General features: G+C 56.5%; 22 protein-coding genes and 1 pseudogene. 2 read left to right on the top strand and 21 right to left on the bottom strand.

What is annotated here, in order from left to right; genetic code table 11:
- Positions 1–132: 132 nt before the first annotated feature.
- Positions 133–489 carry a DUF2834 domain-containing protein gene (locus D8U71_RS27245; RefSeq protein ID WP_130889135.1) on the bottom strand — a complete coding sequence of 119 codons (357 nt, stop codon included), beginning with the start codon at positions 487–489 and terminating at the stop codon, positions 133–135.
- A 250-nt stretch (positions 490–739) separates the two neighbouring features.
- Here D8U71_RS27245 and ilvA point away from each other — a divergent pair, with 250 nt between their 5' ends.
- Positions 740–1,753: a threonine ammonia-lyase, biosynthetic gene (ilvA, locus tag D8U71_RS27240; RefSeq protein WP_130889134.1), complete on the top strand. Its 1,014-nt coding sequence runs from the start codon at positions 740–742 to the stop codon at positions 1,751–1,753.
- A 12-nt stretch (positions 1,754–1,765) separates the two neighbouring features.
- On the opposite strand, the gene eco is transcribed toward ilvA, so the two are convergent.
- Positions 1,766–2,251 carry a serine protease inhibitor ecotin gene (eco, locus tag D8U71_RS27235; RefSeq protein ID WP_125926527.1) on the bottom strand — a complete coding sequence of 162 codons (486 nt, stop codon included), beginning with the start codon at positions 2,249–2,251 and terminating at the stop codon, positions 1,766–1,768.
- 369 nt (positions 2,252–2,620) lie between these two features.
- Between eco and D8U71_RS27230 the strand changes: the two genes are divergently transcribed.
- Positions 2,621–2,890: a DUF1652 domain-containing protein gene (locus D8U71_RS27230; RefSeq protein ID WP_016774885.1), complete on the top strand. Its 270-nt coding sequence runs from the start codon at positions 2,621–2,623 to the stop codon at positions 2,888–2,890.
- Here D8U71_RS27230 and D8U71_RS27225 read toward each other — a convergent pair.
- The 19 genes and pseudogenes from D8U71_RS27225 to D8U71_RS27130 form a co-directional block, all read right to left on the bottom strand.
- On the bottom strand, positions 2,887–3,285 hold the full coding sequence (locus tag D8U71_RS27225; RefSeq protein WP_122746120.1) for a hypothetical protein: 399 nt from the start codon (positions 3,283–3,285) through the stop codon (positions 2,887–2,889). The two genes, D8U71_RS27230 and D8U71_RS27225, sit on opposite strands and share 4 nt — an antisense overlap.
- 90 nt (positions 3,286–3,375) lie before the next feature.
- Entirely contained in the window at positions 3,376–3,645 is a 270-nt protein-coding gene (locus tag D8U71_RS27220) for a DUF2790 domain-containing protein (protein WP_130889133.1), read from the bottom strand.
- Between the two features lie 291 nt (positions 3,646–3,936).
- Positions 3,937–4,905 carry a sel1 repeat family protein gene (locus D8U71_RS27215; RefSeq protein ID WP_177434103.1) on the bottom strand — a complete coding sequence of 323 codons (969 nt, stop codon included), beginning with the start codon at positions 4,903–4,905 and terminating at the stop codon, positions 3,937–3,939.
- A 171-nt stretch (positions 4,906–5,076) separates the two neighbouring features.
- A complete protein-coding gene (locus tag D8U71_RS27210) occupies positions 5,077–6,051 on the bottom strand; it encodes a sel1 repeat family protein (protein ID WP_056789724.1) in 975 nt (324 codons plus the stop codon).
- 391 nt (positions 6,052–6,442) lie between these two features.
- Positions 6,443–6,646: pseudogene (locus D8U71_RS28715) on the bottom strand (type VI secretion system tip protein VgrG); the annotation flags it as partial.
- A 149-nt stretch (positions 6,647–6,795) separates the two neighbouring features.
- Positions 6,796–8,616, bottom strand: coding sequence for a DUF2235 domain-containing protein (locus D8U71_RS27200; protein ID WP_125926530.1), 1,821 nt, complete (start codon positions 8,614–8,616; stop codon positions 6,796–6,798).
- A complete protein-coding gene (locus D8U71_RS27195) occupies positions 8,613–9,089 on the bottom strand; it encodes a DUF3304 domain-containing protein (RefSeq protein WP_177434102.1) in 477 nt (158 codons plus the stop codon). The genes D8U71_RS27200 and D8U71_RS27195 overlap by 4 nt, the downstream gene beginning before the upstream one ends.
- A gap of 51 nt (positions 9,090–9,140) precedes the next feature.
- Positions 9,141–9,980 (bottom strand): DUF4123 domain-containing protein, encoded by an 840-nt coding sequence (locus D8U71_RS27190; RefSeq protein ID WP_177434946.1) that lies wholly within the window; start codon positions 9,978–9,980, stop codon positions 9,141–9,143.
- The gene (locus D8U71_RS27185) at positions 9,977–12,073 is read right to left on the bottom strand and encodes a type VI secretion system tip protein VgrG (protein ID WP_130889131.1); all 2,097 of its coding nucleotides are present in this window, start codon (positions 12,071–12,073) and stop codon (positions 9,977–9,979) included. Before D8U71_RS27185 ends, D8U71_RS27190 begins: the two co-directional genes overlap by 4 nt.
- A gap of 275 nt (positions 12,074–12,348) precedes the next feature.
- Positions 12,349–12,936 carry a hypothetical protein gene (locus tag D8U71_RS27180; protein WP_125926635.1) on the bottom strand — a complete coding sequence of 196 codons (588 nt, stop codon included), beginning with the start codon at positions 12,934–12,936 and terminating at the stop codon, positions 12,349–12,351.
- A gap of 77 nt (positions 12,937–13,013) precedes the next feature.
- Entirely contained in the window at positions 13,014–13,952 is a 939-nt protein-coding gene (locus tag D8U71_RS27175) for a carbohydrate kinase (protein WP_130889145.1), read from the bottom strand.
- Positions 13,953–13,965: 13 nt separating this feature from the next.
- Positions 13,966–15,462 (bottom strand): xylulokinase, encoded by a 1,497-nt coding sequence (gene xylB, locus D8U71_RS27170; RefSeq protein WP_130889130.1) that lies wholly within the window; start codon positions 15,460–15,462, stop codon positions 13,966–13,968.
- Positions 15,463–15,666: 204 nt separating this feature from the next.
- Positions 15,667–17,139 (bottom strand): mannitol dehydrogenase family protein, encoded by a 1,473-nt coding sequence (locus tag D8U71_RS27165; protein ID WP_130889129.1) that lies wholly within the window; start codon positions 17,137–17,139, stop codon positions 15,667–15,669.
- Between the two features lie 15 nt (positions 17,140–17,154).
- Entirely contained in the window at positions 17,155–18,258 is a 1,104-nt protein-coding gene (gene ugpC, locus D8U71_RS27160) for a sn-glycerol-3-phosphate ABC transporter ATP-binding protein UgpC (protein ID WP_073476158.1), read from the bottom strand.
- A gap of 165 nt (positions 18,259–18,423) precedes the next feature.
- Positions 18,424–19,254 carry a carbohydrate ABC transporter permease gene (locus D8U71_RS27155; protein WP_016774872.1) on the bottom strand — a complete coding sequence of 277 codons (831 nt, stop codon included), beginning with the start codon at positions 19,252–19,254 and terminating at the stop codon, positions 18,424–18,426.
- A gap of 8 nt (positions 19,255–19,262) precedes the next feature.
- A complete protein-coding gene (locus D8U71_RS27150) occupies positions 19,263–20,189 on the bottom strand; it encodes a sugar ABC transporter permease (protein ID WP_125926537.1) in 927 nt (308 codons plus the stop codon).
- A 156-nt stretch (positions 20,190–20,345) separates the two neighbouring features.
- On the bottom strand, positions 20,346–21,656 hold the full coding sequence (locus tag D8U71_RS27140) for a sugar ABC transporter substrate-binding protein (RefSeq protein ID WP_130889128.1): 1,311 nt from the start codon (positions 21,654–21,656) through the stop codon (positions 20,346–20,348).
- Positions 21,657–21,998: 342 nt separating this feature from the next.
- A complete protein-coding gene (locus D8U71_RS27135) occupies positions 21,999–22,904 on the bottom strand; it encodes an AraC family transcriptional regulator (RefSeq protein ID WP_125926540.1) in 906 nt (301 codons plus the stop codon).
- Between the two features lie 88 nt (positions 22,905–22,992).
- Positions 22,993–23,856 carry a phospholipase gene (locus tag D8U71_RS27130; protein WP_110600427.1) on the bottom strand — a complete coding sequence of 288 codons (864 nt, stop codon included), beginning with the start codon at positions 23,854–23,856 and terminating at the stop codon, positions 22,993–22,995.
- Between the last annotated feature and the right edge of the window lie 71 nt (positions 23,857–23,927).

Genomic DNA, 23,927 nt, shown 5'->3' with positions numbered 1-23,927 from the left:
CAGCAGGGCTGGACAGGGCAGCGACCAGCAGCGGGACGGCGAACAGCACTTGGCGAATGTTCATGGTCAATCTCCACTTTCATCGGCTTGGAGCGGAAGTTGTTGTTCTCATTTGCAGTGACTGTTCAGTTCTCAGGAAGATTCAAAATTGTGAGGCTGGGCCGACGGCGCAGCGGCAGATTTGCGCCGTTCCTGAATTCCGCGAATCACCAGGTACAACAGCGGCCCCACTGAAACGAACACTGTGGTCAGCAGCAAATAAGGCACTACCGACCAGACGGAGCGTCCCCGAGACCGGGCGTCCTTGACCATCCATACACCGGCCAGTGTCGCCAGCAGGTACAGATCGATGACCACTTGCGCAGTGTCCGGTCGTGACATCAGGCTGAGGCCGAAGTCGATCAGTGACTGTTCAGCCTGGAGCATTACCGAAACGGTGTAACCGCTGAACGCGAGCAAAGCGGTGAGAGGCAGGGCGATGGACATCATGCTTTCCTTCCTTGGTGTGATGAGCAGAAGTGCCAGCCTACCGGCGCGACGCGCAATTGACCATTGACTTGTCATCCGCCGGCAGGCTAATTTCGAGCCCATGACTTTCACTGTATCGCGCTGCCAGCCAAGCATTATCACCGCCATTCCTCATTTGGCGGGCTAGCTCACGACTGCAGCACCCAACCCGCCCTAGAGGCGGGTTTTTACTTTCTGTCTCCGGGGTTCTGAAAACTGTCAGGAGACGACCATGCCGCACAGCCCCGACCAGCAAGCCCTGCTTGAGCATTACGTGAAAAAGATCCTGGCAGCGCCGGTGTACGACATTGCGGTGCCTACCCCGTTGCAGCCTGCGCCGGCATTGTCGCAAGCATTGGGCAATCGGGTCCTGCTCAAGCGCGAAGATCTGCAACCGACGTTCTCTTTCAAGATCCGTGGTGCGTACAACAAACTCGTGCAACTAAGCGGAGAGCAGAAAGCGCGGGGAGTGATCACCGCGTCGGCGGGTAATCACGCGCAGGGTGTAGCGTTGGCCGCACGGGAATTGGGCATTGCCGCGACGATCGTCATGCCGTCTACCACCCCTGAGCTCAAAGTGCTCGGGGTGCGCAGTCGCGGTGCCGAAGCATTGCTGCACGGTGAGAGTTTTCCCTTTGCCTTGGCCCACGCGCTGCAACTGGCCGAGGAGACAGGACGCACGTTCGTTTCACCCTTCGATGATCCTGACGTGATCGCCGGCCAAGGCACCGTGGCAATGGAAATCCTGCGCCAGCATCAAGGCGCGCTGGATGCGATCTTTATCCCGGTCGGCGGCGGAGGTTTGATCGCCGGTATCGCGGCCTACGTCAAATACCTGCGCCCGGAAGTGCGGATCATTGGCGTCGAATCCGAACATTCGGCCTGTCTACAAGCCGCATTGCGCGCGGACGAGCGGGTGGTTCTACCGAGCCTCGGTACCTTTGCCGACGGCGTAGCGGTTGCGCAGATCGGCGCGTATGGCTTTGAGGTTTGCCGTTTTTGTGTAGATGAGGTAATCACGGTCAGCAATGACGAGCTCTGCGCCGCGATCAAGAATATCTACGACGATACCCGTTCGATCACTGAACCTTCAGGTGCGCTGGCCGTGGCGGGGATCAAGCAGTACGTGGCGCGCAGCGGCGTTCGCGATCAGACATTCGTCGCCCTCGACTCCGGGGCCAACATCAACTTCGACAGTCTGCGCCATGTCGCCGAACGCGCCGCTGCTTGCGGCGTGCCGGCGTAACAAGCGCTCGGGTTATTCCTGCAGGGCGGTGCCGACTTTTTCCGACGCCGACCAGATGCGATAGCGCACTTCGACGTCCGATGGCGCGTACACCACGACTGGCAACTTGCTGTTGTAGCGCAACATGAAGCCGTCACCGACAACCGGAACGAAAGCGCGCTTTTTCTGGCTGCCGGGCGGGCAGGCCATCATCGTGCTCATCGGGCCGATGACCTTTTCCAGGCGATAGAACGGATAGCCCCAGCCTTGCAGGTTCTTTTCATCGAGAACACCGCCCAGACGCTGGCGATTGCAATCAACTTCGAGGGTTTTGCCGGCGAGAATTTCAACCTGGAAATTCTCTTCCTGCTCTTGCTTGGGCAGATGGATGACTTGTCGGGTAAACCCGGCTTCGGCTTTGGGATACGGCGCCACGTCTTCGAGCTTGGCGGCGTGGGCGAGGGTGGAAAGGTTGGCGATTAACAGCCCAGTGATCGCGCAAATGCGTAAGGAATTCATGGAAGCCTCCGTGCGAGTTGAATTGCAATGGGAGACATTCTTGCCGTCATGGTCTTCGAAAGCAAATTCGGCCGGAGATTGCAGATTGCAGTGGATGGGCGGTCGGTTCATGCATTTTGCAAATAGCAGGATACTGGCCATCTTTCCAAGTGCTTGATTTTGCAGGGCGCCAAACGAACCGATCAAAGGCACGTTTTATGCGTTCTTCCGGTGAGGCGCACCGGATTTGGACGCCTACACTCCAATGGGCATTTCGCAGTACCACCATTTGCCGCACCAAGGAAACAGCGGGGGCACACCCGTGAAGGCGCAGCAAAGGGTCAGCGTGAATACTTGATTGGCAATCGCACAGAAAGGAGAGGGTTCGCCATGTTTTTATCTGCCTTGGAATTACGCAATATCATTGAAAGCAGCTTCCTGCCGAAACGCTGCCAGTGCACGCTGTCACCCGACTTGTCGATGTCCGTCAAAGTATTTGGCGACCATCGGACCGACCAGGCCGATCTCTACGTCAGTGGAATCGACGCCAGCCGCCTGAACAGCTGCCGTGAAATCAACAACCTGGTCGCAGGCCTGCGTTCCGACCTCGCGCAACAAACCACGACACATCAAACCAGCGCTCGTTCTCGAGCCGTTTAACCCACCGTTTCACCCAGTTCGACCGTCACGCGCCGGGCCTGCACGAAACCCAGGCCCAGCGCGAACTCGACCAGCACCGCGAGCAAAATCCCGGGGCCGGCATGGCCATTGAGCCACTCGCCAAAACCCAACGCAGCCAAACCGAAACAGCCGACGATAAAACCATTGCTCAGCGCACTGCGTGCCGCTGACGGCGGAGCATTGCGCAGCAAATAAAACATCACCCCCAACGCCGCAAACAGCACCGCGCTGCGCCTTGCGACTACGCCAGTGCCTTCCGAATAGCCAATACTCCAGATCGCCAGCAGCACCTCCGGAAAAAATCCCCAGACCAGCGCCAGCAGAAAACACAGGATTGAAGTGAAGCTCGACAACGTGCGGAACGACAACTGCATGGCCAATCCTTGCGGCAGTAGGGAAGGCCCCGAGCATAACCGCCGGAGCCACTCCACGCCTATGGCGAACCGGAAAATCAGAAGCGTCTGTCAGTTCTGCCGACTGCATGCGTCAGATAATTTCCTGTAACTGATTTGTGCGGGCTTGCCGGTGTTGTCGATGTATTTCATGTCGGCGGTGATGACTTTGCATTCCAGGGTCGGCGGCTCGGTTAGCGAAAGCACCTTCGCCACGTGTAGTGGCATGCCGCATTGGTAGGGCAAGGCATCGGAAGTGGCGGAGGTATCAGTGGCTTGGGCCAACCCGGCGAAAGCGGCGCAGGCGAGGGTGGCGGAGAGCAGGAAGGGACGGATGTTCATGAGAAGACTCCAGCGTAACGGATAGGCGCCCGGCACGAAGCCTGACGACCCTGCTGCAGTCGATTTCAGCGAGATGCCTGAGCAGAACAGTACTGTAGAGTCTTTGATTTGAGAATTAAGGGAGGGTTAATTGGACTAATTAGGCTGAATAGATCGGGGATCATACGGCAAGCACATTTAACCAAAGATATTTGCATTGAAGCGATTGCCGATCAGCCATAACCAGGAGCAATGATCCTGATTACGGCCATTAAGTATTTCCCGCCCTACCTCATCATTGATTAAAGTACATTAACGACTCAGTTTTTCGGGAAAAAAGGACAGTGGTGGATGTGTCGCAGTCCATTTCTTTGTTTGCTCGTGTGCTTCGGAAATTTGCGCGGGGGTCAACTTGGCTGCAATGAGAGGGAGTTTGTATTCAACGTTTTCTTGCATTCCACCCCCGCCGTCCAGAATGCTTAAGGATGAAACTAGAGAGTAGCCTTTAACGGGGTCATATGGAAATCCATATGTGTCGGGCTCATGAGCAAGATATGAGCCATATCCATACACTGATTCCGCATAACCTGCTATTGCTGCTTGCTCATTCCAGTGGCGAAATCCCTCTATATCGCCGCGCTCATACAATATCGCAGCGTATTCCATCATTGACTTTGGGTAGCCGCCTTCAGCAGATAGCTTAAACCACTTTTCAACTGCTTCGCTTCGTTTCCAAGGCATGAGAAAACCATCACCTTGTTTGAGGGATACCGCCATCCAGTATTGCGCAAATGCATTTCCCGCAGAGGCGGATTTTTCCAACCACGCATCATCTAGCGTGATTTCATACATTATGCACATTGCCTCCGCATCACCAGCCTCGGCTTTTTCTTGAGCTATTTTTTTTGCCTGATTTAACCATTCTATTGGTTGCTTGTGAGAAGGAGGGCAGTCGTTGGATATTTTACATATATCATGCTCAATGCGGCCCAATTGGATCATGGCATAGAGATCGCTCTGGTCTGCTGACGCTTCATACCATTTCTTGGCCTCCTCGTTCATGTAATGATTTTTCTTACGAAGAACTTCTCCTAAATAATATTGAGCTTCGTGGTCTCCCGCTTCTGCCGCTGTTGTTAAAAACGGGATTGCAGAAGTCGCTTTGTATTGATTGTATAGCTCAATGCCCTTGATTTTTGCCCGAGATTGTTCGTTCGTAAGCGCGAATGACTGGGTCGACGCTAGCGTTAATAAAATAAGCGTAGTGGGGATCACCTTCATCAGTGTAAGTGCTGAGTTGTTTTTCGATTGCAGTTGTTTCGCTGGTATATCGGTCTTTGCAAAACTTTTGAAAACGATACGGCAGAGCGCGATCGACAAGGCTGTCGATTGTTCTAATTCGGGAAGATTAGCCTCGTACCGGTTATTTCTTGCATTCTGCTTCATTACTAATTAAAAACCTAATTTCCTTGGAAAGAAAGAAAGGGGCGGGTGGGTGGCCTTCCACTCAATTGCATATTTTTCCGCTTCCTCAATCTGGTTCGATGTCATTTTTGCAGCAATTTTAGGAAGCTTCCCTTCCACATAGACTTGAACGTTTCCACCGCCATCCAATTCTTTAAGCAAAGAGACCAGTGCGTAGCCCTTGATCAAATCGACGGGGTAGCCAACTTTGTCGGGCGTGTGGGAAAGATATGCACCATAGGTTGCGACGGCATTTTGATAACCGGTTTTCGCCGCTTCTTCCCACCAATGCCGAACACCTGCCAGATCATTTCGCTGGGAAAGAATCGAAATATATTCGATCATTGCAGGAGGGTAACCTCCTTCCGAAGCAGCCTTTAGCAACTCCTCCTCGGCACTCTTTCTTTTCCAAGGTAGCAAAAATGTGCCTTCCCCCTCGGCGTAACGATTAGCGAGTAACCACTGTGACGGCGCATATCCAGCCGCTGCTGATTTCTGCAACCAATCCAACTCTGCAGTCGCGTTGTAAAGCACAGCCATCGCTTCGCCGTCGCCACCCAAAGCGCGAGGCGTAGCAGTTTTTATCAATAAATCTAGCCAGTCACTTGGTTTTTTACTACTAGCAGGACATTGGTTGACAACCGAGCACAGGTCTTCCGATACGGTGGCGAGTTTAAACATCGCATAATAATCACCCTGTGATGCTGATGCCTCGTACCATTTTTGCGCTTCGACAGTCATTCCTTGTTTTTTTTGACGAAGCTCGTCAGCTAAATAGAATTGTGCTTCCGCATCGCCCGCTTCGGCTGCTATGCGAAGTTCCAGTTCTGCTGGTTTGTATTGATTGAAAAGCATTATCCCACGAGTTTTTGCGGCCTGCTGAGTTGGTGTAAGCTCGGCAAGTACATTGTTTGATAAGAGGGTTGCAATTGCGGTTGCTATATATATAAGTGTGCGCAACATTTTTTATCCCTTGATGTATTTAGCTGGAGGGACATATTTTGCTTTTCCGCCAGGAACAAAAGTTTGTCCGTAGTATCGGGTTCTGTGACAAAAGCCATCTAGGTTCGCGCCTAAAAGGTTCACGTGCGCTTTATACCGGGCACGCATTTCGTCGTTCGCATCGTCGTGCAGTCGCAGAATTGCTTCTGACATGAAATTGTCCATATGCAGTCGATTCTCGCAATATAGCTGTTCTGCTTCGTCTGCGGCTTTGGTTCCGAACCGATTCATGCTCATGCATGCTTCTTCAAATTGTGCTTGGGCAAGGGTTATTGTTCCTTGCTTTTCCGCTTGGCGGACAATCAATCCTAGTATGCGCTCAACAGCCTGCTGCTGAAGCAGACGACACTGGACCCACCTTCACATACTGCGTGACGCCCACAATCAGGTGATCATCCGTGCGTATTTCACTGATGGGTTCCAGATTGGGAATCCGTTGTTCTTCAACCTTGGACTCACTCAATAAATTGGCTTCAACGGTGTCGTGGCGTTCGTTGCCGACGCGGATTTTCTGGTTGTGTTCGATGTTTTCCTCCCCGTCGCGCTGGGCGTGGATCGCATAACTAAGCCGCCAGGCCGTTTACCGCGAGAGCTATTTATTTCCGTCGCGAATTCTGTTTTTTTGGCATTCGTCCTCCGCAATATCCGTCAATAGAATGGAATCCAAATCAAAAGATTCATTCTCAGACCTTGAGTCTCATGCTTTTAGGTCGATGCACCTGAAGAGTCTGCGGGCGTTTTTCGCATCATCTGTTCCATAAAGTCGGGGGCCATCCCTTTTGTTTTATTTAGGTCAGGAATGTCAAATTCTCTGACTAAAAAATACTTGGTCGAGCTTGGTGATTGTGACATTTGGCTTACCATGAATTTGTCATTTACATAGAATTCCAGCAGGTCCTCAATATCGAAGCTGAGACTCTTCGACTCCTTCACAAACCATTCGTCCAGCAATGCTTTTTCTGCTTTAGTTGCGAGTCCGATGCTCAGGCGTTTGGCTTCCCTATCAACGTCCTCTAACCAGCCAAGCTCGCTGCGAAGTACATCTTTACTTTTGCGAGTTTGTTCCAGAGCCGCGTCGCGCTTACTAGCTTGAACTTCTGTTTCACTGCCCATTCCCAGCAAGCGTTTCAATGTTCCGGAGTCACCCAATAATGGGCGTTTCAAGCGATCTTCTTGTTCGCTATAAGCACGGTGTTGTCCACTATACAATTCCCAAAGTCCACGAAGTCTTTGGATGTATAAGCGGCGATGAGCTAGAAAAGCGTCGGCAGACACTTTTTTATTGCCAGCTAGGCTCGTGTATCGTTTGCTCGCCTCAATAGCGCCGGTGCCATTGATGTGATCATGAAATTCGAAGAAGCTAGCCACGTATCTATCTTTTTCTTGAAGTTTCGCCATAGAGGGGAAGGGGACTCCAGCACTATAGGCGGCACGATACATTTCGTGCAAAGCCACCATGTGCAGCTCTCGGCTGTGCGAGGCACTTTTTTTCGCCAATCCGCCCCCTACGTCAGAGCTCGTGCCCGGAACCAACCGTTCTTCCCATCGGGGGGTAAGCGATCCGGTGCCGATTAGACGTGCACGCCTGTCACCTCTACACTCATGAGCAGCAACTAGGTGAAGTGCCGACTTGACTGGACCTGGCAAGCACTCTCCATCATCCACTGAATTGGAAATTGGCAGTAAAAAATCTCGAACCACCGATGCTTCCATGCTTCGATCTACCGCATCGAACAGCCCAGCGAAAACCACTTCCAGCTTTGCACCTTTGTAGACGGTAGTACCAGGGTCGCACGCCTCAAATAATTTATGAGCGAAGGCTCGCGCAAGCGTAGCGCCATAATCGAAACCGAACACCGATACTGAAATTTTTTTGATCGAGATCGAGTTCGATTTTTTGACGTCCTCTACAAGCTTTTCAAAACGATTACTTGCGGCCTCTAGGCGAGTGTCTACACCAGTTTTAAGTAAACTGAAAACTATTTCTTGGTCACGGACGGGAGAAATACCTTCGACCGAAGCCTTGGCTGCTGTAGTAGCAATAGCGGAAATAAGATTCCTGGGTTTTAGGTTGTTTGTAAAGTTGTCCCACCAGTTTTTCCCGGCTAATACGTCTTTGCCTACGTCAACAACAGCTTCCGTGGAATTATCTTTCGGTAGTTTGGAAACGTCGTCTTTGATTTTGCTGATTGCGCCGTTGAGGTTGGCTGCGCTAGTAGTCGAGTTCGTGCCTAAGGTAGCGTCAAACGATGTGGCAAGCCCAGATATATAGAATTTATGATGCTGACTGGCCGGATCGGATGGTGCAGAGTTCTCCTCGTGTGGATACGCGAGAAAAAGGCGGCCAATATTGGTAACTCTTTCTTCCTTTAAGTCGTCTTCTAGGTTTCTACTAACTCCATCGAAAAAAAATCCAACATGTAATGTTGCTTCACATGGTAGCGTTGAACTCTTTTTTAATCCTGTGGACGAACTTAAGCGCGAGCTAATGGCTTGTGCATCGCATAAGTTTTTTGGTTCGCTCATGGATGACTCCCTTGTCCATTGGTTTCTTTAGTCGTATTTTCGCGGAATGAGTTTTTATCAAGCGTAGTTGCAGACCACGTGAGCTCTATTTTATTACCGGGAAGAAAGTAAACATGCAGCGTGTCGTCCCCAGCCTTGCGCTTTGGCATAGGCATTAGTTCTTCATGTCTTTCTATTTTCATTCCTTGATCCTCCTGAGCTTTCGACATGCTCAGGATCCAAACTACCTTCGCAGTGTCGCCGGACATCTTCCAGCAACAGGTCACGCCACCATTTCCTCCCCAGTTGTCATTTACCCAAAAGCTACCTATTGGTCTGTTCATATAATTGTGGGAGGTGAGAGCAGCGCCGGATATTCGGGTTTTGGTGTAAATATAAAATCCCACGAAAAATACCGCGAGAATCAGAATTACGATCGCTGAAGATCGGCGTTTCCATCGTCGTTCATTCGAGCTATTCATGGTCAGCGACATCAATGTTTCCCGTGTCATTTTACAAAGCGATGTTATATAGAAATTGAAGGTTCAGTCAGACAGCTGCTGTATAACGATTCCAAGCGGCAGTTTTTCTCTAAATGTTCGCTCCTTAGCTTGAGTCCACATCGGCCAGTTCTCTGGAAACTTAGGGTTCATCAACCGCAGGGTGGCAAATAGAGTGACGTCTTCCGCGTCCGTTAAACCTTCACTGCGGCCAGCGTCCAGCGCTTCTTTCACTTGTTTCAAACGGGCGCCGTGACAGGTGCTGGCAAACACTTCAGGCGCTTCTTTTTCCAGTTCAGTGGTGAGGCTGTAGGGTAGAGGATCGATCTCCATGTCCGTCCACAGCTTTCCGTCAAGAAAGATAGGCTCGTATCTTCCGGGCTTTTCAAGGTTGAGTCCCTTCAGACAGTGCCATTGATCTTCTTCTGCTGGCACCCACCACTCCTGCAGCGGTCCAAACAGCCACGCATGCCAAGACAGATCATCGCGTGCGTGCAGGATTGGCACGACTTCTGGCGCGTAGCTACGGATCATCAAGACTTCGCCTGCTTCATTCTTTGCCAGCAACGCATCACTAAGGTGAGCGGCGAGCTTGTCGGCTGGGCAGTCGGTACGAATCCAACTGGCCATTGCGGTGCAGCCGGTGAAATGTTCGTGAGCGAGAAAGGCCTCGAATTCCATGTGGCCAACGTCGACCAGCCACGGGCCGTAGTTGCGCAGTTCGGCGAATTCCGGTTGCGCCATCAACGGCCGTCGTGACGGGTCAACTCTGACGAACTGCAATCGAGCGGGTTCCGGCAACAGGCCGATCTCAACGATCGCGAATATCGACTGAGCGTTCTTTTGCGCTTCGCTCCAGGCTTTCGCTGCGTCACTCTTTGTCATCGATTGGCCCCCGATTGCAGGGCGAGTTTTTCGCGCATGGCTTTTTTCAGGCATTCGACGCAGATGCCGGTAGGTGCTTTGAGTTTCGGCGTCACGGCGAGGGATTCCGCCTGCATCATCTGGTTAGCGCGCGTTTGCATCAGGCGTCCGGCGTTATCAATGGCTGCGAGTCCCGGAATGAATGGGGCGAGGATCTGAATGCCAGTGCCGGCCCCAGGACCACCACCCGAATTCACCTTCACTTCCGCGCCGCTGATGGTCACCCCACCCGCATCAACCTTCACAAAACTCCCACCAGCCTTGGCGGTCAGCTCCATGCCACCCTCAACCACCACCTTGTCACCAGCGTGATAGTGAATCTCCGTCCCAGCCTCAACAAACTGCGCCGTGCCGACCTTCACATGCTGCGTCACACCCACCGTCAGGTGATCATCCGCGCGCATTTCGCTGATGCGGTCCAGATGGGTGATCCGGTGCTCTTCGACCTTGAACTCGCTCAACACATTCGCTTCAACGGTGTCGTGGCGTTCGTTGCCGACGCGGATTTTCTGGTCGTGTTCGACGTTTTCGTCCCAGTCGCGCTGGGCGTGGATGTAGATCTGTTCGGCGCCTTTCTTGTCTTCGATGCGGAATTCGTTGTAGCCCTTGCCGCCCGGGGAGCTGAGGGTTTTGAAGGTGCTGCGGGTCTTGTTGGCCGGCAGGTCGTAGGGGACGACGTTTTCCTTGTGGTATAGGCAGCCGGTGACGAGGGGCTGGTCGGGGTCGCCTTCGAGGAAGGTGACGAGGACTTCCATGCCGATGCGCGGGATGGCGATGCCGCCGTAGGCTGCGCCCGCCCAGCCGCTGGCGACGCGCATCCAGCAGGTGGTCTTGTCGTCGGACTGGCCGTCGCGGTCCCAGTGGAATTGCACCTTGATGCGGCCGTACTGGTCGCAGTGGATCTCTTCACCGGCAGGACCCGTGACGACGGCGGTCTGGCTGCCGAGGACTTTCGGTTTCGGGTGTTCGAGGGCAGGGCGGTAGTGCGCGTCCCACGGGGTGGCGAGGAAGCTGTTGCGGTAGCCCTGGTGGAAATCGCTTTTGTTGTCGGTGACGTCGCTGGTGACGTTTTCACCGAGCACTTGCGGTTGTTTGCCTTCGTGGAAGACTTCCAGCAGCAGCCAGAGGTCGTTCCACTCGGCGCGCGGGTGTTCGGCGAGCGTGAGGAAATGGCCGCTGGTGAGGGTCGGTTCATCACCTTTGCCTTCGGCGAGTTTGTAGTCGCTGCGATGGCGTTCGAGGGCGCGGGTTGAGAGGAACTTGCCGCGCTCGCGGGTGGTGAAGCGGCCGGGGTAATCGTAGTCTTCTAGGTCCGGGGCGAATTCGGATTTGACCGCGCCTTCGGGCAGCAGCTTGGGTTTTTCGAAATCGTAGTCGCGACGGCTGACGCGGGTGGTACGGGTTTCCAGGCGCAGGTTGAAGCGCTTGATCACCGGTTTCTCCGCAGCCATGCCGGAGTCCTGCTGGTAGCTGACCGGCTTCAGTTTGCGGAACACCGTCTGATCGTCGCCGAACACCAGTTTGTGGCCGCTGCTGCTGTGCTGGAAGTGGAAGTGAATGCCTTCCTCTTCGCACAGACGCTGGATGAAATGCAGGTCGGACTCGTCGTATTGCACGCAATACTCACGCTCCGGGTACTCGGCGCCGAGCTGGAAGCTGTAGGCGTCAGAGAGAATGCCGCGATCTTCCAGCACCTGGGCGATGATTTTCGGCACCGTCAGTTGCTGGAAGATCTGCTGATCATGGTTGTGCTGCAGATAGGCCAGTTGCGGCATCAGGCTGATGCTGTAGCGGGTCAGGGTCTTGCCGGAGTCGCCCTGCTCGATGCGATAGACCTGGCCGTGAATCTTACCTTCGCCGGTAGCGCCGAAGGTCAGACAGGCACGCTTGTGCAACAGCTCTTCGAGCTTCAGGTCGGGGCGGGCGCTGACCAGTTCGAGGTCGAAACGGAACGGTTCGTTGAGGGCTTCGCGACCGGTGAAGCTGAGGACTTGCAGGTCGGCGTTGGCGTCTTCGATCGTGAGGGTGATGTGGGTTGCATTGGCGTCCAGCATGCCTTGAATTCCGTCCGTTGAATAAGCAGGTGATGGATGTTGCAGGATTAGACGGCCTCATTCAAGGCGCAAATGGCGTAGGTGTGGGGCCTTGATGCCATAGGGAAAACCCTTAGAAGGGCGGTTTGGGTCAGTGAAATCGGGCCTTTCATAGACTTTGATGGTGTTTGAGAGATTGCCATCGCGGGCAAGCCCGCTCCCACAGGTTTCTCGGGTGTAGACAAAATCGGCGTTCACTAAGGTCCTGTGGGAGCGAGCCTGCTCGCGAAGGGCTTCTACAACCAATGCCAGAACCGACTCCAGAACCCGCGATTGAGGTCTTCCTTGCAGCCGGCATACTGCTGCGCATACAGATCCGAACGGTTCTGCACCTTGCGCGCGGTCGGCGGTAGCCAGGTTTTGCTCGCGTAGGTCTTGTTGCGAAAGCCGCCCCAGCCTTCGTGGTAGTTCAGGTACTGGTTATAGGCGTCGTATTTGTACACGCCGTTGATCGAGGTGGTCTTGTCCATGTACCAGCCGACGAAGTCGATGGCGTCGTCGAAGTCTTCGCGATCGGCCCAGTTGCGGCCGGTGCTTTTCTGGTAGTCGGCCCAGACTTCGTCCTTGGCTTGCGCATAACCGGAAGCGGTCGAGACGCGACCCCAGGGAATTACCCAAAGCAGATATTTGCGCGGCGTCTTGGCGTCGTAGCGATATCCGGATTCCTGATACATGATCGCGAAAGGCACCTGGATCGGCACGCCCCAGCGTTTCTGCGTGACTTGCGCAGCGTCGTACCAGTCGCTTTTCTCGCGGAAGATTGCGCAGATGTCTTCCGGGGAGCGGGGCGGCGAGGTGCCGCAACCGCTCAGCAGGGTGGCCATGGTCAGGAGGGCGAGGATGTGCCTGTGATTCAAGAGCTGTTTTCCGTCGTGCGCAAAAAGGTCGACAGTCTACGCGCTCAGCTCAATTGATGACGATAGGGCAAATCCGGACCGGTTTTGCTGCAGGTCAGTGCGGCGGCTTGTACGGCGAACCTGAGCATGCCGTCGATTTGCTCTCGACTGAGCTGCTGCACGCCTTCGACCGAGTCCAGCGAATGTTCGGTCAGCCAGGTGATCAGCGCCGCCTGGAAGGTGTCGCCAGCACCTACCGTATCGGCAATCTTCACCGGATTCGCCGGTACCGACCACGAGCCATGCGCGCGACTGAACACCGTTGCGCCATCGCCACCGCGAGTAAGGAAGACGATCTGGCAGCGATGTTCGAGCCAGCCTTCAATCACGTTTTGCGGATCCTGCTCGGGATAGAGCAGGCTCAGATCCTCGTCGCTGACTTTGATCAGATCGGCCAGTTGAACCAGCGTGGCGATGCGCTCGCGCCATAGCTCGATGTTCGGCTCGGGATTGAGGCGCACGTTGGGATCGAGGCTGATCAGGCGTTTGCCGCTTTCGCGCTGAACCAGCTTAAGCAAGGTGTCGCCAATCGGCTGCACCACCAGCGAAAACGAGCCGATGTGCAGGCCGCGCACCTCGTCGCCGAGTGTCGGCAGATGTGCCTCGCTTAGTTGCCGGTCGGCGCAGCCTTCGCCACGGAAACTGTAATGCGGCGAGCCATTGGCGCCTACCGCGACCATTGCCAGGGTGGTCGGCGCGGCGAAATCCACCAGATAGTCCGGGCGCACACCTTCGTCCTGCAGGACTTGCTGCAAACGGCGGCCGAGGTAGTCGGTGGACAGGCCGCCGAAGAGCGCCGAGTCCACGCCCAAGCGGCGCAGACCGACGGCGACGTTGAACGGCGAGCCGCCGGCAATCGCCTTGAAATTGACTTTCGAGGCCAGACCGCTGGCATCGTTTTCGCTAAAGAAATCAAACAGGGCTTCGCCACACACCAGATACATAGTTGTTTGCTCGTTATAGGGTTGCGACATGCTGTTGATAGCGTTCGTAGGCCTGCTGGAACGCCGCGACATTGGCGGCGATCGGCAGGGTTTCACTGCGCGCGTCGAGTTTCACGCAGCGCTCGCACAGATCGGCCAGGGAGACATCATCGCCGTGAGAGCGCGACGCGCACCACGCCGCTTGAATCGCCGCACCCAGTGCGGCGGCTTCGCTTTGTTCGGTGCAGATCACCGGAGCGTTCATGATGTCGGCGACGATCTGCCGCCACACCGCGCTCTTCGAGCCGCCGCCGATCAGGCAAATGCGCAGGCTTTGTAAACCATTCTGGCGGAGTAAATCCAGCCCGTAGCGCAAACCGAAGGTGGTGCCTTCGACAGCGGCGCGGCACAGATTGGCCTGGGTCAGGTTGTCCATGGTCAGGCCATGCAGGCTGCCGGTGGCGTGGGGCAGGGCAGGGACGCGCTCACCGTTGAGAAACGGCAACATGCTCACGCCTTCGGCACCGATCGGCGATTGCGCGACCAGTTGGTTGAAGGTCGGCAGGTCGAGCTTGAACAGTTCGCGAATTGCACCGGTGGCGTTGGTCAAATTCATGGTGCAGATCAACGGCAGCCAGCCGCCGCTGGAGGAACAGAACGTGGCAACCGAGGCATCGGCGCTGACGCTCGGCTCCTTCGAATAGGCGTAGACCGTGCCGGACGAACCGAGGCTCATGGTGATCGCGCCGGGCTGGATATTGCCGGTACCGATGGCGCCCATCATGTTGTCGCCACCGCCGCTCGAGACCACGGCGTTGGGGTTGATGCCGAGTTGCTCGGCGATTGCCGGCAGGAGAGTGCCGACGGCGGCGTGCGCGTCAATCAGCTCCGGCAGCGCGGCTTGCAAACGGCCGCTGGCGTCGATGTCGCGCAGGATCTGCACATCCCATTGCCGCGTGCGCACGTTGAAATAGCCGGTGCCGGAGGCGTCGCCGTATTCGCTGCAGGCGCGGCCGGTGAGCCAGTAGTTGAGGTAGTCGTGAGGCAACAGAATCCGCGCGATGCGTGAGAAAACGTCGGGATGCTGCTCTTTGGTCCACAGCAGTTTCGACACCGTGTAGCCCGGCGCAATGACCACGCCGAGGCGTTCCAGCGAGCCTTCCTCACCGCCCAGTTGCGCGAGCAAGCGCTCGTTTTCCGGCGTGGTTTCGGTGTCGCACCAGAGCTTGGCCGGGCGCAGCACTGCGCCTTGCTCATCGAGCAGGACCAGGCCGTGTTGCTGGCCGGAGACGCCGACACCGAGGATCGCCTGGCCGTCGACATTGGCCGCTCGCAACGCCTGGCGGGTGGCGCTGACGAACGCGTCGAGCCACTGTTGAACGTCTTGTTCGCGGCGGCCGTTGGCGCCGCTGATCATCGTGTGCGGCGCCGCGCCCAGACCGAGCACCTGACCGCTGTCGGCATCGAGGATGATCGCTTTGGTGCCTTGGGTGCCGCAGTCGATACCCAGGAAGAGCTTTGTTGTTGTCATGTATGGGCCTGTCAGATTGCGCTGAAGATCAAGAGCTACCCCCTCACCCCAGCCCTCTCCCCCATGGGGGCGAGGGGGAAAGGGAGCAGATTTTCATGCCTTTCACACTCTGTATTCGACTCGGAATTTCAGGTCGATGAATAACGGAAGAACCACGCGGTCGGTTCCCTCTCCCTCCGGGAGAGGGCTAGGGTGAGGGGCTTTTCAGCCGAGCACCCGTTCCAGAGTCCGCGAAACCCCAACCTCGCGCAAACTCTGGCAGCACCACTCGAATGCCGCAACAAACTCCGCCGACTTCGGTATCGCCGTGCCGAAAATCTCTTCAACACCCAGCAACCGCTCCGTGGTCAGCCCTTCGTCCGCTACCAGACCTTGGCAGAAAGCCCCTCGCGGGTCCGGAATCGAATACGTATCGCCATTCTCATCCATGCCCTTCAAATACAGCGCCCACGCCGCGACTACCAGTGCCGCACGTTTGGTCTCGCGGCCATCGGCAATCAGCCGATTGATCGTCGGCACGGTGAACTTGGGAAACTTCGATGAGCCATCCGAACACACGCGCTCCAGCTGATCGGCAATCGCCTGATTGGAAAACCGCGCCACCAGCGTGTCCTTGTATTCGCTCAGATCAATGCCCGGCACCGGCGCCAGTTGCGGCGTGACATCCAGGTCCATGTAGGCGCGCATGTACCGCACGAACAGCGGATCGTTCATGGTCTCGTGGACGAAGCGATAGCCCTTGAGAAAGCCCAGATAGGTCAGCGCCAGGTGACTGCCGTTGAGCAGTTTGATTTTCATTTCTTCGTACGGCGACACATCGTTGGTGAACTGCACGCCGACCTTTTCCCAAGCCGGGCGGCCGTTGACGAATTTGTCTTCCAGCACCCACTGCACAAACGGTTCGCAGACCACCGGCCAGGCATCGTCGACGCCGTGTTTGTCGGCCAGTTGCAGGCGATGCGCGGTGCTGGTCATCGGCGTGATGCGGTCGACCATGGCGTTGGGGAAGCTGACGTTCTGGTCGATCCAGTCGCGCAATTGCGGATCACGCAGCGCGGCGAACGCCAGCAGTGCCTTGCGCGCGACCGCGCCGTTGTGCGGCAGGTTATCGCAGGACATCACGGTGAATGCCGGAACACCCGCCGCACGGCGTCTGGCCAACGCGGCGCAAAGGAAGCCGAACACGGTGCCCGGCGCTTCCGGATGGGCGAGGTCGTGTTGAATCTGCGGCAGATGCGCCATGAATTCGCCGTTGCTGTCGTCGATGCAGTAACCGCCCTCGGTGATGGTCAGCGAGACGATGCGGATCTGCGGTTCGGCGAGTTTGTCGATCAGCGTTTGCACGCCATCTTCGGCCAGCAGCATGTCGCGGATCGCGCCGATGACGCGCACTTCGGTGTCATCGCTGTCGCCCAGTTCGAAGAGGGTGAACAGGTAATCCTGCTCGCGCAGATCATCGCGGGCACGGCGATCTTCCGGGCGCAGGCCGACGCCGCAGATTGCCCAGTCCAGCGCTTGGCCAGTGTTCATCAAGGCATCGGTGTAATACGCCTGATGCGCGCGGTGGAAACCACCGACGCCAATGTGGGCGATGCCCTGGCGGGTGTCGCTCAGGTTGTAACCCGGCAGTTGCACTTCGGCGGCGAGGCGATTGAGGTTCTGTTGGTTGAGTTTCATCGGATAGTCTCGAAATCAGGCGGCAGCGCGCAGTGGGCGGGTCAGCGCCACACCTTCAGCGTCGAACAGGTGGCAGTGAGTCGGGTCCAGACGCAGGCTCAATTGCTCGCCATAACGGCTGGCCAGATCGCCGCGCACGCGCATGGTCAGGGCTTCACCGGCGCTGGTGGTGACGTGGCAGAAGGTGTCGCTGCCAAGGCGCTCGCTGACATCGGCAGTCACCTGCAGCGTGCAGTCGCCGGGTTGCGCCAGCTCCAAGTGTTCAGGGCGAATACCCAGCGTTACTGCGCTGCCGACACTGAGGTTGGCAGCGTTGAACGGCAGGGTGATGCGCGTGCCGGCGTCCAGCGAAACTTCGCAGCTGGCGCCGTCGATGCGGGCAATCTTGCCTTTGAGGAAACCCATTTTCGGCGTGCCGAGAAAGCCTGCGACAAACAGGTTGGCCGGGTTGTGATAGAGGTCCAGCGGCGAGCCGACCTGCTCGATCCTGCCGCCATTGAGCACCACGACTTTATCGGCCATGGTCATCGCTTCGACCTGGTCGTGGGTCACGTAGATCATCGTCGCTTGCAGGTCTTTATGCAGACGCAGCAACTCCAGACGCATCTGCACGCGCAACGCCGCGTCGAGGTTCGACAGCGGTTCATCGAAGAGGAAAATCTTCGGGTTGCGCACGATGGCACGGCCGATCGCCACACGCTGGCGCTGGCCGCCGGAGAGCTGTTTCGGCTTGCGCTCGAGCATCGGGCCGAGCTCGAGAATGCGCGCCGCTTCGCCAACCTTGCGTTCGACTTCGGCTTTCGGCACGCCGGCCAGATCGAGGGCGAACGACATGTTCTTTTTCACAGTCATGTGCGGGTACAGCGCGTAGGTCTGGAACACCATCGCCAGATCGCGCTTGGCCGGGCTGACTTCAGTGATGTCGCGGCCATCGAGTTCGATGGTGCCGCCGCTGACCTCTTCCAGCCCGGCGATCAAGCGCAGCAGGGTGGATTTGCCGCAGCCCGACGGGCCGACGAAGACCACGAATTCCTTGTCGTTCACTTCCAGGTCGATGCCCTTGATGATGGAAAAGCCTTCGAAGCCTTTTTGCAGATTCTTGATTTTCAGGTTGGCCATGAGATGGGCCTCCGCATTGTTGTTATTCGATTGAGCTGGATAAGCTCTTTTGTGGGAGCGAGCTTGCTCGCGAAGGGGCCGCGTCAGTCACCATCATTGTTGGATGACGCTCCGCTTTCGCGAGCAAGCTCGCTCCCACAGTGAATCGCATTAGATTGAGAGGCTTCATTTCACGGCACCAAACGACAGGCCGCGCACCAGTTGCTTCTGGCTGATCCAGCCAAAGATCAGAATCGGCGCACAGGCCAGGGTCGAGACCGCCGACAACTTGGCCCAGAACAATCCTTCGGGACTTGAATACGAGGCGATCAACGCGGTCAGTGGTGCGGCATTCGATGAGGTCAGGTTCAGCGACCAGAACGCCTCGTTCCAGCACAGGATCAGCGACAGCAGCACGGTAGAGGCGAGGCCGCCCTTGGCGATCGGCAGCAGTACGCGAACCATTTCCTGCCACAGCGTCGCACCATCGAGGCGGGCGGCTTCGAGGATGTCCTTGGGGATGTCCTTGAAGTAGGTGTAAACCATCCAGACCACGATCGGCAGGTTGATCAGCGTGTAGATCACGATCAGCGCGATGCGCGTGTCGAGCAGGCCGAAACTCTTGGCCAGCAGGTAGATCGGCATCAGCACGCCCACCGGCGGCAGCATTTTGGTCGAGAGCATCCACAGCAACGTGCCTTTGGTGCGCTGGGTTTCGTAGAACGCCATCGAGTACGCCGCCGGTACCGCGATCAACAGACACAGGGCGGTGGCGCTGAACGAGATCACCACCGAGTTCCAGGCGAAGCTGAAGTAATCGCTGCGCTCGTTGATGTGCAGGTAGTTCTCCAGCGTTGGCGTGAAGATGAACTGCGGCGGCGTGGCAAAGGCGTCGATTTCGCTCTTGAAACTGGTCATCACCATCCAGAAGATCGGGAAGAAAATCACGATCGCGATGGCCCAGGCCAGGGTGCCGAGCAGCAGGCTTTGCAGGCGGCGGGATTGTTGGAGGGTCATGGCAGGCCTCACGCTTTGTCAGTCAGGTTTTTGCCGATCATCCGCACCAGAATGATCGCGGCGATGTTGGCGATGACCACGGCAATCAAACCGCCCGCCGAGGCCATGCCGACGTCGAACTGCACCAGCGCCTGGTTGTAGATCAGGTAGGCGAGGTTGGTCGAGGCGTAGCCGGGGCCGCCGTTGGTGGTGGTGAAGATTTCGGCGAACACCGAGAGCAGGAAGATCGTTTCGATCATCACTACCACAGCGATCGGCCGCGCCAGATGCGGCAGGGTCAGGTGCCAGAAAATCGCGATCGGGCCGGCACCATCCAGGCGCGCAGCTTCTTTCTGTTCCTGATCCAGCGACTGCATGGCGGTCATCAGAATCAGGATCGCGAAGGGCAGCCATTGCCACGAAACGATGATGATGATCGACAGCAGTGGGTAGTGCGCCAGCCAGTCCACCGGTTGCGCACCGAACAGCTTCCAGATGTAGGCGAGGATCCCCGAGACCGGATGGAAGATCAGGTTTTTCCAGATCAACGCGCCGACGGTGGGCATGATGAAGAACGGCGAGATCAGCATCACCCGCACCAGGCCGCGACCAAGGAATTCGCTGGCCTCCAGCAACGCGCTGATCAACACACCGAAGACCACACTGATCAGCAGCACGCTGCCGACCAGCAACAATGTATTGGTCGCGCCGGGCATGAAGCCCGAATCGGTGAGGAAGTAAGTGAAGTTCTCAAGCCCGACGAATTCGTTTTCGCCGGGGTAGAGCAGGTTGTAGCGGATCATCGAAAAGTACAGGGTCATGCCCAGCGGCACGATCATCCACAGCAGCAACAGCGCCACCGAAGGGCTGACCAGAAACCAGCCGGGATTGCGCACCCGCAGCTTGCTCTGGGGTGGCGACAGGTCGATGTGGGCTTTGGCAGTTGAAGTATTCATGGCATTCACAACCGAGTCATACAGACCTATGGAGATCCCCATGTGGGAGCGAGCCTGCTCGCGAAAGCGCTGGGTCAGTGTCATGTGTACTGGCTGACACGACGCCTTCGCGAGCAGGCTCGCTCCCACAAGAGGCAGGAGCAAGTCGTTCAGCGTTTACTTGGGATAACCCGCGCGCTTCATCTCGCGTTCCGTAGTCTGCTGCGCCGCCGCCAGCGCCTGATCCACCGTGGTCTGGCCGATCAGCGCCGCCGAGAACAACTTGCCGACCTGGGTGCCCACTGCCTGGAATTCAGGAATGGTCACCAATTGAATGCCGATGTACGGCACCGGTTTCAGCGTCGGCTTGCTCGGGTCAGCGGCCTTGAGTGATTCCAGCGTCACCTTGGCAAACGGCGCGGCGCTCATGTAAGCATCGCTGTAGGTCGAAGCGCGGGTGCCCGGCGGCACGTTGGCGATGCCATCGGTCTTGGCAACCAGTTCGCCGTACTCTCTGGACGTGGCCCAGGCGCTGAAGGTTTTTGCTGCGTCCTTGGCCTTGGAGCTGGTCGGAATCGCCAGCGCCCACGAATACAGCCACGCCGAGCCTTTATCCGTGACCTGATGCGGAGCGAAGGTGAAACCGACGTGATCGGCGACCTTGCTCTGGGTCTTGTCGGTGACGAACGAGCCGGCGACGCTGGCGTCGACCCAGATCGCGCATTTGCCGCTGTTGAACAGGGCCAGGTTTTCATTGAACCCGTTGCTCGACGCGCCCGGCGGGCCGGATTTCTTCATGGTGTTGACGTAGAAATTCAGCGCGTTTTTCCACTCCGGGCCGCTGAATTCCGGTTTCCACTGCTCATCGAACCAGCGCGCGCCATGAGCATTGGCGACCGTGGTCACCAGCGCCATGTTCTCACCCCAACCAGCCTTGCCGCGCAGGCAGATGCCGTATTGCTCTTTGTCTTTCTGGGTGAGCTTTTCCGCAAACCCGGCGATCTCTTCCCAGGTCGGCCGCTCCGGCATGGTCAGCCCGGCTGCCTTGAACAGGTCGGTGCGGTAATAGGTGATCGAACTTTCTGCGTAAAACGGCAGCGCATACAGCGAACCCTTCACCGACAGGCCTTCGCGCACCGACGGGAAGACATCGTCGAGGGCGTAACTGGCCGGCAGGTCCTTCATCGGCTCCAGCCAACCCTTGCCGCCCCAGAGTGCGGCTTCGTACATGCCGATGGTCAATACGTCGAACTGGCCGCCCTGAGTGGCGATGTCCGTGGTCAGGCGCTGACGCAGCACGTTTTCTTCCAGCACCACCCAATTGAGCTTGATGTCCGGATGCTCGCTCTCGAAGGTTTTCGAGAGTTTCTGCATGCGAATCATGTCGCTGTTGTTGACGGTGGCGATGGTCAGGGTCTGGGCGCCAAGGCTGACGCTGCTGAGGGTCATGCAGGTGAGAGCGAGCAGAGCTTTTGCAGTGGGTTGCATCGTGCACTCCTTTTCTGGCACCCGACGGGGCAGAAGGACAGTTATTGTTTTTGTGTCTTCCGAATGCAGGAAGAATCTGCGCTGATTACAGCCTTCCACGGCGGAGCTGACAAATCATCCCTAGCACTTTTGTTGATACTTTTTTGCACTGGGGTTTGGGCGGGGGAACGCAGGGAAGGGGTTTTGCGCGAGGGACCGTTAGCGAATGCGTACAGATTTCGCCAGCCGGGGCACGGTTTTTTGTGGGAGCGAGCCTGCTCGCGAAGATGGTGTGTCAGCCACAGGATTTTTCACTGACAGACCGCTTTCGCGAGCAGGCTCGCTCCCACAGCTGGCGTGTCGTCAGAGATGGTTCTGTTCAGTCAGCCGCTGCACCGCCAGCCGTCGATAGTGCGACGGCGTCATGCCCTTGAGTTGCTGAAAGCGTCGATTGAAGTTGGAAATATTGTTGAAGCCCGACTCGAAGCACACCTCGGTCACAGGTTTGTCGCCATCGGCCAGCAGCTCACAGGATTTGCTGATGCGCAGGCGATTGACGAATTCGATGAAGTTGCGTCCGGTGGCCTGTTTGAATACCCGGCTGAAATAGGTCGGCGTCATGCCCAGGTGCTCGGCCACTTCTTCCAGTGAAATGTCCCGGGCGTAATGGCTGAAGATGTAATCGACCGCGCGGTTGGTGCGGTCGATGTTGTGTTCGTCGGCCAGTTGCGGCGTGGTGGCACCGGACAACAACAGGTAATCCTCACTGGCCGCGAGCAGTTCCATCAGGATGAAAAAATGCCCGAGGCGGGTGATGCCGGTGCTGTCGGCGATCCGCTGCATAAGTGTCATGGCCTGACGGATCGTGCGCTTGCAGCGAAATTCGATGCCGTACTGCGCGCGCTCAAGCAGTGGCGCCAGGGATTTCAGCTCAGCGAACACCTGATGCCCGCTCTCGAACAATTCGTCGGTGAAGTTGACCAGCATGTCGCGCTTCTCCACCACTTCATCTTCAGCGACCTGGCTGATCCAGTTGTGCGGCAGGTTGGGACCGGTCAGAAACAGGGTTTCCGGATAGAAGTTGCCGATGTAATCGCCGATGAACACCTTGCCGGAACTGGCAACGATCAGGTGCAGTTCGTATTCCTTGTGAAAATGCCAGCGCACCAGCGGGCAGGGAAAGCCGTGCTGGCGGTAGATGATGGACAAGCCGTTATGGTCGTCCATCAACTCGTAGGAAGGGTCGGTCACGCGAGCGGTTCGGGTCATGACGAGGCACTTTTTTATTATCGCTGCGCGATCATGCCTCGTTTTTTGCCATTTGTGCCACTTCTGTCCGGCCGTCCGTGGAGACCGCTCAGCTGAGCTTGTCGCGCGCCTTTTGCAAGTTGGCCATTTGGCAGAAGCGCACGATGTTCGAATTCTTGATGAAGTCGAAATTGATGATGTTGCACTTGCGCGCCCAATCGGATTTTTCCGGGTCGAACCACTCGTCAAGACTGTCGAGGATTCGCTGTGGCCCGCCGAGTGTGTAACTGGTTGCCGACAGCGACCACGGGCGGCGCGTACTGACAGGTGTGCTCAGTACGTTGTCTATATAGCCATAAAGATCCGAGGTGCTGACCTGTGATTTGCCGATCCACTTGTGATTGATCTGGCTATAAAAGCGGAAGTCCAGGGTTTCCCAGGTCATCGGCGCAGCTACCATAATGCGCTGCAATGGATCGATGGCTTTGAGTTGGCCAATTGTCAGATGCAGATTTTCGGTGGGAATGATCCGTTCCCCAAGGTGCTCCAGCAAAGCTGTTCTGAATTCCTCATGGTTGAATGGATCTGTAGCGTTGGAAAGTTCATGAAAATCCAGAACGATAAACTCGTTCGGGCTTCTTTCATAAAACCCCTTGAGGTCTCTGATCAGGTCTTCAAGCGTTCGCGAAGAGTTGAATCCATTGTGCTGGAAACGGAATCTCGCCAGTTGTTTCGCCTTGCTGTTGTAAACAAGGCGTACATCAAGTGCGCGAGCGCCGCGATTCAACTGCGAATAAAACGAAACGTCCTGGCAGGCAAGCCAGTTTTTCCCGGGAATCAGGGCATAAGAAGCTTCCCAGTCACAGCCGGCGTTGTGCGCGCCGGGCAGGGTCATTTCGAATAACGAAAGATTATCGATTTGTGGTGAATCAGCCATCCATTGATGGGTTGGTATATCGTCGAAGTTTTCCATGTTGCATATCCTGCGAAGTGGTTGATTAGTTGCGCGCAGGATGTTTATAGGCATGTTCGTGTTATTGCGAA

The sequence above is a fragment of the Pseudomonas sp. Sample_21 genome, from assembly GCF_004307525.1.
GTDB classification, from domain to species: domain Bacteria; phylum Pseudomonadota; class Gammaproteobacteria; order Pseudomonadales; family Pseudomonadaceae; genus Aquipseudomonas; species Aquipseudomonas atacamensis.
Note: the sequence above shows the minus strand (reverse complement) of the source record. Positions and strands in the feature narration are given on the sequence as shown.

What these genes read in the sequence shown, in the direction of transcription:
- D8U71_RS27245 (WP_130889135.1), bottom strand. Translation starts at nt 489, where the DNA reads ATGATGTCCATCGCCCTGCCTCTCACCGCTTTGCTCGCGTTCAGCGGT.
- ilvA (WP_130889134.1), top strand. Translation starts at nt 740, where the DNA reads ATGCCGCACAGCCCCGACCAGCAAGCCCTGCTTGAGCATTACGTGAAA.
- eco (WP_125926527.1), bottom strand. Translation starts at nt 2,251, where the DNA reads ATGAATTCCTTACGCATTTGCGCGATCACTGGGCTGTTAATCGCCAAC.
- D8U71_RS27230 (WP_016774885.1), top strand. Translation starts at nt 2,621, where the DNA reads ATGTTTTTATCTGCCTTGGAATTACGCAATATCATTGAAAGCAGCTTC.
- D8U71_RS27225 (WP_122746120.1), bottom strand. Translation starts at nt 3,285, where the DNA reads ATGCAGTTGTCGTTCCGCACGTTGTCGAGCTTCACTTCAATCCTGTGT.
- D8U71_RS27220 (WP_130889133.1), bottom strand. Translation starts at nt 3,645, where the DNA reads ATGAACATCCGTCCCTTCCTGCTCTCCGCCACCCTCGCCTGCGCCGCT.
- D8U71_RS27215 (WP_177434103.1), bottom strand. Translation starts at nt 4,905, where the DNA reads ATGAAGGTGATCCCCACTACGCTTATTTTATTAACGCTAGCGTCGACC.
- D8U71_RS27210 (WP_056789724.1), bottom strand. Translation starts at nt 6,051, where the DNA reads ATGTTGCGCACACTTATATATATAGCAACCGCAATTGCAACCCTCTTA.
- D8U71_RS27200 (WP_125926530.1), bottom strand. Translation starts at nt 8,616, where the DNA reads ATGAGCGAACCAAAAAACTTATGCGATGCACAAGCCATTAGCTCGCGC.
- D8U71_RS27195 (WP_177434102.1), bottom strand. Translation starts at nt 9,089, where the DNA reads ATGTCGCTGACCATGAATAGCTCGAATGAACGACGATGGAAACGCCGA.
- D8U71_RS27190 (WP_177434946.1), bottom strand. Translation starts at nt 9,980, where the DNA reads ATGACAAAGAGTGACGCAGCGAAAGCCTGGAGCGAAGCGCAAAAGAAC.
- D8U71_RS27185 (WP_130889131.1), bottom strand. Translation starts at nt 12,073, where the DNA reads ATGCTGGACGCCAATGCAACCCACATCACCCTCACGATCGAAGACGCC.
- D8U71_RS27180 (WP_125926635.1), bottom strand. Translation starts at nt 12,936, where the DNA reads ATGGCCACCCTGCTGAGCGGTTGCGGCACCTCGCCGCCCCGCTCCCCG.
- D8U71_RS27175 (WP_130889145.1), bottom strand. Translation starts at nt 13,952, where the DNA reads ATGTATCTGGTGTGTGGCGAAGCCCTGTTTGATTTCTTTAGCGAAAAC.
- xylB (WP_130889130.1), bottom strand. Translation starts at nt 15,462, where the DNA reads ATGACAACAACAAAGCTCTTCCTGGGTATCGACTGCGGCACCCAAGGC.
- D8U71_RS27165 (WP_130889129.1), bottom strand. Translation starts at nt 17,139, where the DNA reads ATGAAACTCAACCAACAGAACCTCAATCGCCTCGCCGCCGAAGTGCAA.
- ugpC (WP_073476158.1), bottom strand. Translation starts at nt 18,258, where the DNA reads ATGGCCAACCTGAAAATCAAGAATCTGCAAAAAGGCTTCGAAGGCTTT.
- D8U71_RS27155 (WP_016774872.1), bottom strand. Translation starts at nt 19,254, where the DNA reads ATGACCCTCCAACAATCCCGCCGCCTGCAAAGCCTGCTGCTCGGCACC.
- D8U71_RS27150 (WP_125926537.1), bottom strand. Translation starts at nt 20,189, where the DNA reads ATGAATACTTCAACTGCCAAAGCCCACATCGACCTGTCGCCACCCCAG.
- D8U71_RS27140 (WP_130889128.1), bottom strand. Translation starts at nt 21,656, where the DNA reads ATGCAACCCACTGCAAAAGCTCTGCTCGCTCTCACCTGCATGACCCTC.
- D8U71_RS27135 (WP_125926540.1), bottom strand. Translation starts at nt 22,904, where the DNA reads ATGACCCGAACCGCTCGCGTGACCGACCCTTCCTACGAGTTGATGGAC.
- D8U71_RS27130 (WP_110600427.1), bottom strand. Translation starts at nt 23,856, where the DNA reads ATGGAAAACTTCGACGATATACCAACCCATCAATGGATGGCTGATTCA.